Source organism: Amycolatopsis sp. WAC 04169 (assembly GCF_003947535.1).
GTDB classification, from domain to species: domain Bacteria; phylum Actinomycetota; class Actinomycetes; order Mycobacteriales; family Pseudonocardiaceae; genus Amycolatopsis; species Amycolatopsis keratiniphila.
This window is the reverse complement of the sequence record NZ_QHJI01000004.1, coordinates 598,224-609,219: the sequence shown is the minus strand read 5'-3', so window position 1 is coordinate 609,219 and position 10,996 is coordinate 598,224. Positions and strand designations below refer to the sequence as shown.

At 68.1% G+C, this 10,996-nt stretch carries 10 protein-coding genes; 8 read left to right on the top strand and 2 right to left on the bottom strand.

Annotation, left to right across the window (positions count from 1 at the left end; translation table 11 throughout):
* Positions 1–206 precede the first annotated feature (206 nt).
* The 7 genes from ftsZ (at position 207) to DMC61_RS11830 (ending at position 5,660) form a co-directional block, all read left to right on the top strand.
* A complete protein-coding gene (ftsZ, locus tag DMC61_RS11860) occupies positions 207–1,529 on the top strand; it encodes a cell division protein FtsZ (protein WP_125689212.1) in 1,323 nt (440 codons plus the stop codon).
* Between the two features lie 74 nt (positions 1,530–1,603).
* Complete coding sequence (pgeF, locus tag DMC61_RS11855; protein WP_016335932.1) at positions 1,604–2,311, top strand: peptidoglycan editing factor PgeF; 708 nt, start codon at positions 1,604–1,606, stop codon at positions 2,309–2,311.
* The gene (locus tag DMC61_RS11850) at positions 2,308–3,039 is read left to right on the top strand and encodes a YggS family pyridoxal phosphate-dependent enzyme (RefSeq protein ID WP_125689210.1); all 732 of its coding nucleotides are present in this window, start codon (positions 2,308–2,310) and stop codon (positions 3,037–3,039) included. The genes pgeF and DMC61_RS11850 overlap by 4 nt, the downstream gene beginning before the upstream one ends.
* Positions 3,040–3,120: 81 nt before the next feature.
* Positions 3,121–3,720 carry a cell division protein SepF gene (locus tag DMC61_RS11845; RefSeq protein WP_016335930.1) on the top strand — a complete coding sequence of 200 codons (600 nt, stop codon included), beginning with the start codon at positions 3,121–3,123 and terminating at the stop codon, positions 3,718–3,720.
* 114 nt (positions 3,721–3,834) lie between these two features.
* The gene (locus DMC61_RS11840) at positions 3,835–4,110 is read left to right on the top strand and encodes a YggT family protein (protein WP_005155180.1); all 276 of its coding nucleotides are present in this window, start codon (positions 3,835–3,837) and stop codon (positions 4,108–4,110) included.
* Between the two features lie 53 nt (positions 4,111–4,163).
* Positions 4,164–5,024 (top strand): DivIVA domain-containing protein, encoded by an 861-nt coding sequence (locus DMC61_RS11835; RefSeq protein WP_016335929.1) that lies wholly within the window; start codon positions 4,164–4,166, stop codon positions 5,022–5,024.
* A gap of 78 nt (positions 5,025–5,102) precedes the next feature.
* On the top strand, positions 5,103–5,660 hold the full coding sequence (locus DMC61_RS11830) for a hypothetical protein (RefSeq protein ID WP_125689208.1): 558 nt from the start codon (positions 5,103–5,105) through the stop codon (positions 5,658–5,660).
* Here DMC61_RS11830 and DMC61_RS11825 read toward each other — a convergent pair.
* Positions 5,657–7,465 carry an FUSC family protein gene (locus tag DMC61_RS11825; RefSeq protein WP_125689206.1) on the bottom strand — a complete coding sequence of 603 codons (1,809 nt, stop codon included), beginning with the start codon at positions 7,463–7,465 and terminating at the stop codon, positions 5,657–5,659. The genes DMC61_RS11830 and DMC61_RS11825 overlap by 4 nt on opposite strands.
* A 248-nt stretch (positions 7,466–7,713) precedes the next feature.
* Between DMC61_RS11825 and DMC61_RS11820 the strand changes: the two genes are divergently transcribed.
* Complete coding sequence (locus DMC61_RS11820) at positions 7,714–8,970, top strand: HNH endonuclease signature motif containing protein (RefSeq protein WP_125689204.1); 1,257 nt, start codon at positions 7,714–7,716, stop codon at positions 8,968–8,970.
* Positions 8,971–9,042: 72 nt separating this feature from the next.
* Here the strand turns inward: DMC61_RS11820 and DMC61_RS11815 are convergent, their stop codons facing one another.
* Complete coding sequence (locus DMC61_RS11815) at positions 9,043–10,677, bottom strand: hypothetical protein (RefSeq protein WP_125689202.1); 1,635 nt, start codon at positions 10,675–10,677, stop codon at positions 9,043–9,045.
* Positions 10,678–10,996: the final 319 nt, after the last annotated feature.

Below are 10,996 nucleotides of genomic sequence, written 5' to 3'. Positions count from 1 at the left end.
CGCTCTTGCGCCCGCGAACATGTTGTGGCAAAACACCTTTGCGACACACGGCGTGGCTACTGGATTCGAGCCAGCCTGGTGCATACCGTCCTGCTTCAACGTCGGCAGTTGACATAACTCTCAATCTGAACTTCAGCTAGAGGGTTCGGCACAGGCTCAGCGACCGGCGGGCAGCACGGGCACACACGATCAGGAAGGCGGCCCCGATGACGCCCCCGCACAACTACCTTGCGGTGATCAAGGTCGTCGGTATCGGCGGCGGCGGCGTGAACGCCGTGAACCGCATGATCGAGGTCGGCCTCAAGGGCGTCGAGTTCATCGCGGTGAACACCGACGCGCAGGCACTGCTCATGTCCGACGCCGACGTCAAGCTCGACATCGGCCGGGAACTGACCCGCGGCCTCGGTGCCGGCGCCGCCCCCGAGGTGGGGCAGAAGGCCGCCGAGGACCACCGCGAAGAGATCGAAGAGGTCATCAAGGGCGCCGACATGGTGTTCGTGACCGCGGGCGAGGGCGGTGGCACCGGCACCGGTGGCGCGCCGGTCGTCGCCCAGATCGCCCGCAAGCTCGGCGCGCTGACCATCGGCGTCGTCACCCGCCCGTTCACCTTCGAGGGCAAGCGCCGCAGCAAGCAGGCCGAAGAGGGCATCCAGCAGCTGCGCAACGAATGCGACACGCTCATCGTGATCCCGAACGACCGGCTGCTGCAGCTGGGCGACATCGGCGTCTCGCTGATGGACGCCTTCCGCTCGGCGGACGAGGTGCTGCTGTCCGGTGTCCAGGGCATCACCGACCTGATCACCACGCCGGGTCTGATCAACCTGGACTTCGCCGACGTCAAGAGCGTCATGTCCGGCGCGGGTTCCGCGCTGATGGGCATCGGCTCGGCGCGCGGCGAGGGCCGGGCGATCCAGGCGGCGGAGAAGGCGATCAACTCGCCGCTGCTGGAAGCGTCGATGGACGGGGCGCACGGCGCGCTGCTGTCGATCGCGGGCGGGTCGGACCTCGGCCTGTTCGAGATCAACGAAGCCGCGTCGCTGGTGCAGGAGTCCGCGCACCCCGACGCCAACATCATCTTCGGGACGATCATCGACGACTCGCTCGGCGACGAGGTCCGGGTCACCGTGATCGCGGCCGGGTTCGACGCCGGCACCCCGACCCACAAGAAGCTCGACCCGCCCGCGTTCGGCTCCCGCACGAACTCGACCGCGTCCGCGCAGGCGGGCCAGGTCAACGCCGGCGGGGCGACCCCGGTGCAGAGCCCGCCCTCGGGTGCCACTCCGGTGCCGTCGACCGGTTCGAACGGCTACCCGGTCGCGCCGACGCGCACGCACACGCCGATGTCGTCCGCCCGCAGCGAGGGCAACGGTTCGCTGAGCGGCGGGCTCCCGCAGCCCGGCGGCGGTTCGCGCGGCTACTCGCCGATCGGGTCGAACACGAACCACGGCAGCCTGCCCGGCCGCGCCACCCCGGTGCACGACGACCCGTCGGACGACGAGGTCGACGTGCCGCCGTTCATGCGCCGGTAGTTCGCCAGTACGTTCCGTGAAGGCCTCCTTGACTACAGTCGAGGGGGCCTTCACTCAGGTCTAGGAGGAAAAGCGTGCGGGTACGGCGGGTCGTCACGACAAGGGCGGGCGGGGCTTCCCGCGCGCCTTACGACACCTTCAACCTCGGTGATCACGTCGGCGACGACGCGGGCGACGTCTACGCCAACCGTAAGCGCCTCGCCACCGAACTCGGCCTCGCCGAGGACAGGCTGGCGTGGATGGAGCAGGTCCACGGCCGGACCGCGACCATCGTGGACGGTTCGGAGACCTCCGCCGCCGAAGCGACCGACGCGCTCGTGACGGCCGAGCCCGGCCTCGCGCTCGTGGTGCTCGTCGCCGACTGCGTACCTCTTCTGCTGGCCGACGCCGAAGCCGGTGTCGTCGCCGCCGTCCACGCGGGCCGCGTCGGCGCCAGGGTCGGCGTCGTCCCCGCCGCGGTCGAGGCGATGCGTTCGCTCGGCGCCGAACCGGCCAGGACCGAGGCGCTGCTCGGTCCCGCGATCTGCGGCGACTGCTACGAAGTGCCCGCCGACATGGCCGCCGACGTCGAAAAGCACGTCCCGGGCAGTGCCTGCAAAACCCGCAAGGGCACGCCGGGGCTCGACCTGCGGGCCGGTCTCTGGCGGCAACTGGCCGACCTCGGCGTCGGCAAGATCGGCGTGGATCCACGCTGTACCAACGAAGACAAGACCCTCTTCAGCTTCCGTCGCGACGGCACCACAGGCCGGATCGCCGGAATCACGTGGCTGGACGCGTCGTGAGTGACACCCGCAAGGGGGAACTCGCCGCCTCCCTCGCCGAAGTGGAAGAGCGGATCGCGGCCGCGTGCGAGTCCGCCGGCCGGGCACGCGACGAGGTCAAGCTGCTCGCGGTCACCAAGACCTTCCCGGCGCTCGACGCCGCGCTGCTCGCCGACCTCGGCGCGCTCGACCTCGCCGAGAACCGCGATCAGGAAGCGGGCGCGAAGGCCGAAGAGGTCGCCGGTCTGCGGCCGGACGCTCGGATCCGCTGGCATATGGTCGGCAGCCTGCAGCGGAACAAGGCCAAATCGGTCGTGCGCTGGGCCGACGAGGTCCAGTCCGTCGACTCCGAACGGCTGGCCGAGGCGCTCGCGAAGGCGACCAAGTCGGCCCTCGAATCCGGGCAACGCGAGTACCCGTTGGACGTCCTCATTCAAGTAAGTCTCGATGACGATCCGAAGCGCGGGGGCATTCGGTTGAGCGAAGTGAGCCATTTGGCGGAGCGGATAGCCCATGTGGGTGATATTCGCCTCCGGGGGCTTATGGCGGTCGCCCCGCTGGGTACTGATCCCGCGGAGGCGTTCGGGAAACTCGCCCGAGCGTCGGAGCGTCTACGGGAAGAACACCCAAATGCCCGTGAGATCTCCGCCGGAATGAGCAATGATCTCGAGCAGGCGATCGCGCACGGGTCGACCTGTGTGCGTGTCGGAACCGCGTTGCTCGGTGGACGCGGTTTAGCCTCGCCTTAGGGAATACCGTCCCGTCGTTACGGGGAGTGGCGGCGAGGGCGGGGGAGTACGTGCGGGACGCGGCTAAGGCTAGGGAGAGGCATGAGCGCGCTGCAGAAGCTGAAGGCCTACTTCGGGATGGTGCCCGCGGACGAAGACGGCTATGACGTCGAGGATGACTACCGGCGAGGCTACGCCGACGACGAGTACGACTACGACGACGAGCCGCCGGCCCGGTCACGGGGTGGACGTTACCGGGACGAAGTTGACACTTACGACGAGCCCGCACCCCGGCCTCGGTCACGCTCCGTGGCCAGCCCGGAGCCGGCCGTCCACGGAGCGCTGGCGATGGACCGTCAGCCGGAGCCGGTCGCGCGGCTGCGGCCGGTCACCGAGCCGGTGCGTCCGGCGGTGCGTGACCCGTTGAGCCGGATCACGACGCTGCACCCGACGAGCTACGCGGAAGCGCGCGCGATCGGGGAGCACTACCGGGAGGGCATCCCGGTGATCATGAACCTCACGGAGATGGAGAACGCGGACGCGAAGCGTCTCGTCGACTTCGCCGCGGGGCTCGCTTTCGCGTTGCGCGGATCGATGGACAAGGTCACCAACAAGGTGTTCCTTCTCTCACCGCCCGATGTGGATGTCACCGCGGAGGACCGTCGGCGGATTGCCGAAGGCGGATTATTCCTGCGCGGCTGATCACCCGGTGACCGCTGAGCGCAGCCGGATGTGATTTTGTCGACTCATCGGCATCCGCGGCCAGTCAACTGCGTCTTTTGACGCGAGGCATGGCAGAGTGGTTACGTGAATGCTGTGTTGCTGGTCGTCTGGTACGTGCTGTTCGCCTTCTGGCTCCTGCTGACGGCACGGATCGTCGTCGAGCTCGTGCGTGCTTTCGCTCGCGAGTGGCGTCCTGCCGGAGGGGTTGCGGTAACGCTCGAGACCATCTACACAGTGACCGACCCACCGGTTCGTCTGTTCAGACGAATCATCCCGACCGTACGAATCGGCGGCGTCGGACTGGACTTATCGATTATGGTGCTGCTGTTGGTTGTGTTCTTCGCGATGCAGCTGGCAACGCCAGGGTGATTTTCGGGGAGCCCCGGTGGACCTGCAGGCCATGGAGTGCGTGAGGTGATCTGATGTCGTTGACCCCCGCTGACGTGCATAACGTCGCGTTCAGCAAGCCGCCCATTGGCAAAAGGGGCTACAACGAGGACGAGGTGGACGCGTTCCTCGACCTGGTGGAGACCGAGCTTGCCCGGTTGATCGAGGACAACAACGAGCTGCGGCAGCAGGTCGAGCAGCTCGACAACGAGCTCGAGACCACGCGTGGTGAGCTCGAAAACGCCAAGGCCGGCGCCGTCGGCCCGCCGCCGCAGGTACGCGACGAGCCGTCGCGCCGCCTGGCGCCGGTGCCGCCGCCGCAGTCGGCGATGGAGCAGACCCAGGCCCACTCGATGGTGCCGGACAACGGGGAGCCCAACGTCCAGGCCGCGAAGGTGCTCGGGCTGGCGCAGGAAATGGCCGACCGGCTCACCGCCGAGGCCAAGACCGAGTCGGACGGCATGCTCGCCGAAGCCCGGACCAAGTCCGAGCAGCTGCTGTCGGACGCGCGGTCCAAGTCGGACTCGATGGTGAACGAGGCGCGCACGCGTGCCGAGACGATGCTGAACGACGCGCGGACCCGTGCCGAGACCTTGGAGCGCCAGGCGCGCGACAAGGCGACGACCATGGAGCGCGAGGCTCAGCGCAAGTACACCGAGACCATGAACAACATGAACGCGGAGAAGGGCTCGCTGGGCAAGAAGATCGAAGAGCTGCGCACGATCGAGCGGGAGTACCGCACGAGGTTGCGCGGGTTCCTCGAGTCCCAGCTGCGTGAGCTCGACGACCGCGGTTCGGCCGCTCCCGCTTCGGCGTCCTCGTCGACCTCGGGGCAGTCGTCGTCCTCCGGTAGCGGACAGGGTTACTCGTTCGGCCCGCGGGCCGAAGCGGGCTGATTTCTACCCACTGGAACGGCCTCGGCACTCTCCGGAGGGTCGGGGCCGTTTCGCTGTGCGCTCGTGTTGTAATTCACCGTGCTCTTCATCGTCCTGGTACTGGTACTGGCGGCTCTGGGGCTGCTCGTCGCGGCGCTCATCACCGCGAACTCCCTGTGGGCTTGGATCTCCATCGGTCTCTCCGTCGTCGCGGGGTTGCTGCTCCTCTTCGACTGGCTGCGCCGCCGGAAGAAGCGCGCCGCCGCGGCTCCCGCGGAGGAAGCGGAGGAAGACCCGGCCGAAGAGGACGAGCCCGCCGAGGATGAGGAAAAGAAACCCGAGGACGTCGAGCAGACCGTCTTGATGCCCGCCGCGGGTGAACTCGGTGACGCGGAAGACACCCCGGAGCCTCAGCAAAGCGGTGACCCCGGGGAGGAGAAGAGCGACCCCGCGGATGTGGCGGTCGTCTCCGAACTCGAGATCGAGGTCGTCGTCGTCGACGAGTACCCGCGCTATCACGTGACTTCGTGCGAGTGGCTCGAAACCAGGGACACCATCCCGCTCGGCATCGGTGAGGCGCGGCAGCTCGGGTTCACCCCGTGCGCGCTGTGCACGCCCGACGCCGAGATCGCCGGGAAGCACCGCGAGAAGGCTTAGAGCTTCTGCGCCGCTTCGCCGACCGCCACGACGTCGGCGGCGATCGTGTCGAGCACCAGGCGCTGTTCCTCGTCGGCGTCCCGCGGCACGGGGATCTCCGCGGCTTCTTCGGTGCCGAGTGTGCGCGCCGCCTCGTCGACGGCATCCGCCGCTTCGGCCGATCCGGGCCGCAGCAAGAGCGATGACGCCGTGACGGACAGGCCGCGCAACGCTTCGGCGGCCTTCTCCAGCGCGTCCTGTTGACCGGGCGCGGGTTCCTTCGTGCCCGGCTCCGCCGCGAGCAGACCGTGATGGGCGATGGTGGCGGCACGGAACTCGCGGCCGAGTGTCCGCGGGTCGACGTCCTCCCCGCGTAGTTTCCGCGCCACAGAGCCGAGCAGCTCCCGAGTGGCGCCGACGGCGTTCTCGAACCGTTCCGCCGGGCCGGGTTTCGGCGCCCCGGGAATCGCGGCGAACCCGAACAGCAGCGCGATGACGCCGGCGAGGACCATGAGAAGCAGGTACTCGACGAGGACGTAGCGCGGGTCGAGATGCCTGGTGGTCGCGTTCATGCCGACCGACATCAGGACCATGCAGCCGTTGAACACCGCCGGCCGCGTCCGCATGAACGAGAACCCGCCGAGCAGTGCGACGAGCCCGATGGGCAGCAGAAACCCTTGCGGCAGAAGCCAAAGAACGAGACTGAGCACGACGGCGCCGCCGAGTGAGCCGCCGATCCGCTGCCAGGCCTTGCCGAGGCTGTCCCGCCATTCCGGTTGCAGGATGGCGAAGGTCCCGAGCAGGAACGACACGGTGAGCGGGTCGCCGGGCCGGAAACTCGCGACCACCAGCGCCAGCCCGACGCCGAGCCCGCAACGGAGCGCGTGCCGGAACTGCGCCGACTGCCAGGAAAATGCGCCACCCAGCTCGATTCGACGCAGTTCCTTGCGAAGTCCCTTCGGAACGTCCACACGAGACTCGTCGCGTTCGGTCGCCGCGGTCCGGATGGTTTCGAGTGCCTCCCAAAGCGCGGTGACGAGCCTCGCCGTGGCGCCGGGCAGCCCGGCGGGTTCGTTGCGCCGCACCGGTTCGACGTCGTCCGGTGCGGTGGGACTTCGGACGGCTTCGGCCAGCCTCGCGGCTTCTTCCTTGGCGGCGTTGAGTGTTTCGAGGATTTCGTTGCTGTCCAGCCGTTTCCGGCGGATCTCCAGCAGCCCGGTGGCCGCGCGATACCGGAACAGGCCGCCGAGGACCCCGCCGGTCCAGCGACGGGGCCGGTCCGCGAGCCAAAGCCTCGCCGCACGCACTTGGGTTTCGGAGTTGCCTGTCGAGAGCGCGTCGGCCAGCGCGTCACGGGTCGGCTTGGCGGGATCCTTCGCGCCCATAAGCACCCGCAACAGGATCACGACCCCCACCGCGAGCGTGGGCGCCCCCAGGATCTGCCCCGCCGACGCCGTGCCCGTCAACTGGAAGCCGTATCCGAACAGCGACGCCATCCCTAGTCCCAGTCCGACGGTCACGAACCGCGGCCCGAGCACCGGAAGCAGGCCGGCCACGACCACGATCGCCACCAGCAGCCCGATCGCCGCCCACTGCGACACCGCGCCCAGCAACCGAGGTACCCCGACCGCGAGGATCAGCGCGGGCGCGAACCACGCCAGCAACCGCAGATCCGCCCACAGTGGCCCGCCGACCGCCGCGATGAGACAGAAGAGCGCCGTGAGGGCGGCCAGGACGGCCGCGTTGCCCAGTCCCAAGAGGAACCCGAGCCCGCTCACGCCACCGAGGACGACCAGCAGGACGAGGAGGAGTCCGGGCCCTTTCATCGGGCCCCGCAGATCGGCATACCGTCAACCTAGATGCGGTGGCGGGGACGGCAACTCGGGGGCTGCGTGGTGGGCCGGCGTTGGTCGCGCTCGTGACTCCAATTCATGCCTAGTGCTTAAGGCGCCTTCGTGTCCTTAAGGTGCTTCGCCGCTTTAAGACTCCCTTCGCTGTCGCCATTTTTCGGCAATTCTCTACGTTGGTCTGTTTGAGCTAGCGCATGCGTTCGATTCAGGCTAGCTTCGGTGTCGTGGCCAGCAACGATGCACCTCCGAGGACGTCCGCCGAGTGGTGGCGCGTCGATACCGCGACGCTGCACGCCCGCAAACAGGAACTCGAGGTTCTTAAGCGCCAGTTGGATGCCGAGCAGAACGCGATCCTCGCCGAAATCAATTCCCGCGGGATCCGTGGCTGTAGCGGTCATTCGACGTTGGCGGGGCTGATTCTCGAGGATTTCCTGGTGTCGGACAAGGAAGCCGCCGCCCGCGCCGATCGGGTGCTGGCTCTGCATCCCGGTCCGTCGATCGGTGGGGACCCCGAGCCGCCGTTGGCGCCGTTGACGGCTGAGGCTGCTGCGGAGGGCGCGGTCGGCGGCGGCCAGATCGACGCCATCATCAAGACTCTCGCCCGCATCCCCTCCACCGTCCCCGGCAAGGATGTCCGGGCCGGAGAGAAGATCCTCGTCGAGCTGGCCCGGCACGCCGGGCCGAGGCAGATCGCCCGCGCCGGACGACGCCTACTCGACGAACTCGATCCCGACGGCAAAGAACCCCGCAACGAAGACCCGAAGGAGACTCGCCCCGAACTACGGTTCATCAAGCACCGCGACGGTACCTTAGGCCTCAAGGCTCGCCTGGATCTGGAAACCTATGCCCGGTTGAAGTCCGACTTGGATCCGATGGCCAAGCCGCACAAGGCCATCGACGGGGTCCGGGATGCCCGTACCCAGGACGAACGCTACGGCGATGCCTTCACCGACTATGTGCGGTTGAAGACCACCAGCCGCAACCTTCCCGGCCAAGCCGGGGAAGCCACGCACATCCTGGTCACGATGTCCTACGAGGATTTGATCCGGGACATTGGTGAAGCCCACCTCGACCTCGTCGGACCGATCAGCGCCACCGACGCGAGGATCCTCGCCTGTGACGCCCGAGTCCGCCCCGGCGTCCTCGGCACCGCAGGCGAACCACTCGACATCGGCCGGTCCAAACGTACCGTGTCGTTGGCACAGAAATACGCGCTCACCCTCCGAGACGGCGGCTGCGCGTTCCCGGGCTGCGACATGCCCGTACCTCGCTGCACGGCTCATCACATTGTTTTCTGGCGGCATCACGGCGAAACGAAGATCGACAACCTCGTACTCCTGTGCACCAGACACCATCGGCTGATCCACCGCAGCGAATGGAAGGTCCAGATCGCCCAAGACGGACTCCCCGAATTCACGCCGCCTGCCTACCTCGACCCCACCGGAACACCAAGGAGGAACACCATGCACCTCAGGACATAGGCCGTTTCGTGGCCGTATAACGACCTACACGGCTGCGCTCAGGGCCGCTGACTCAACGATCGGGGCGTGCCCTTAGGCGCGCAAAAGATAAGCCCGATTCCGCAATGCCGTGGCCCGCGCCGTGGGAGCCAGCCGGACGGCCTCTTCCGCGGCATCGGCGGCGTCCTCGAAACGTTCCATCGTCAAGAAGAGTTCCGCGAGATCGGCGCGGGTCCAGGCGAGCGCGTCGGTGTTCTCGGCGGACTCGAAGCTTTCGGCGGCCATGAGCAGCCGGGAAGCCGCCTCGTCGAGATCGCCGAACGACTGCGAGAGCTTTCCGTGGGTGTACAGCACCTCGGCTTGTACCTCGGGGTTCCCGCCGACGGGGTCGGGCTTGTCGATCAGGTCGAGAGCGGCCTTCGGATCGCCCGTGAACGCCAGGATCCACACCGCCATCAGCCGTGCGCGGGCGGCGTTCGTGTAGTCCGACTTCGCCAGGAAGAGGTCGATGGCCTCCCGCGCGAACGTCAAGGCTCGCAAAGGGTCCTCTTCCAGAGACGGCGCAGCGCCCCAGAACGCGCGTGCCCCGGGATCACGGTCGGTGGCTTCGGCAAGTTCGCGGGAACCGGCGAGGCGGCGCGCGAGCAGTTCGCCTCCGGGGTTCGGCAGGAGCTCGTCGAACCGTTCCCACATGACGGCGGCGAACTCAGGATCGTCTTCGTTGCGTTCCGCCAGGGAAGCCAGTTCCTCCACGGTCGTCGGATAGATCACGAGGCTCGGCCCCATTTGCTTGGTACGGGGCAGCAACGCCGAACCCAGGTCCACCGCGACCGGGGCCGGATCCGCGGTGAGCGACGCCAGGATCCGCTCGCTTTGCACGGAGTTGCCGTTGCGGGCGTCGAACCGGGCGGCGATCTCCAGCGCGAGGGACGCGTGGGAGTCAATCATCAAGGCCGCCGCGGCATGGAACTCCATCGTCGCGAAGGGCGTCGATCGCCACCCGCCGTGCCGGGCGACCAGTTTCCGGGCCGCGGCGTGATTGCCCGTGTGCGCGCAGAACTCGACGTGCCGGGCCAGCGAGCCGAGCTCCGCCGGTTCGGTCCAGAAGGCCGAATAGGATGCCCGGAACGCTTCCACCGCGTCGTCGAGCCGCCCGGCTCGGGCGTACGGGAGCATCAGTGCCGCGAGCATCGCGTGCGGCTGGCGGGAGCAGCGGTCGTCGTCGGAGAAGAGCTCGACGGCGTCGTCGAAGCGGCCGATCCGGAGCAGGTGGTCGATCCTCAAGCCGGTGTCGCACTGGCCGCACCGCGAGCTTTCCGCAGGAGCTTCGTACCCGACGTCCGCGTCGGTGCCGAGATGCGACGCGATGATCAGGCGGTTGTCGGGCATCGGGCCGAAGAGCCGTTCCCCTTCGTCGAGCGCGGCGAGGGTGTCCGCGAGCGGAACGCGCGGATCTTCGGTGAACGCCTCGGCGAGGTGGTCGAACACCGGCCTGAGGTCGGGGTCGCCGGAGTCCAGGCACAGGGAGAGGGGCTCGAAAGCCTTCGCGGGCTCGCCGCCGAGCAGGTACGCGGTGGCGAGCCGGACGCGCGCCTCGTTCCGATGCGCGATCAAGCCGAGCGCGTCCACGCGACGAGTCACCTTCTCGAGCGCGGCGATCTGCCCCGGGCCTTCCCACATCCGGTCGGTGACGCGGATCTGGCGCCAGAGCTGTTCTTCGGTGTCCATCACCCTCCTCGGGCGGGAGCCTAATCACGGCCGCCTGCCGCCGCCTCCGGGTTTCCGCACACCCCGGACAACCCGGTTGCCCTCGCGCGCTACCCTTGAATCAACTGGCACCGATCCGGCCATCACCGGGGAGCCTCCGGAAGAACAGGGCCCGCGCCCTCAGTAGAACCGGACGGGTACGGCCCGTCACAGCCGTCGAATGAGCGGCCCAGCCGGAAACACCGACCGGCCGGGCAAGCGGGGTGGTACCGCGGAACGCGCCGGAAACGGCCGTCTCGTCCCCGTGTGGGTGAAAGCCCGTACGAGAGAGACGAACCGC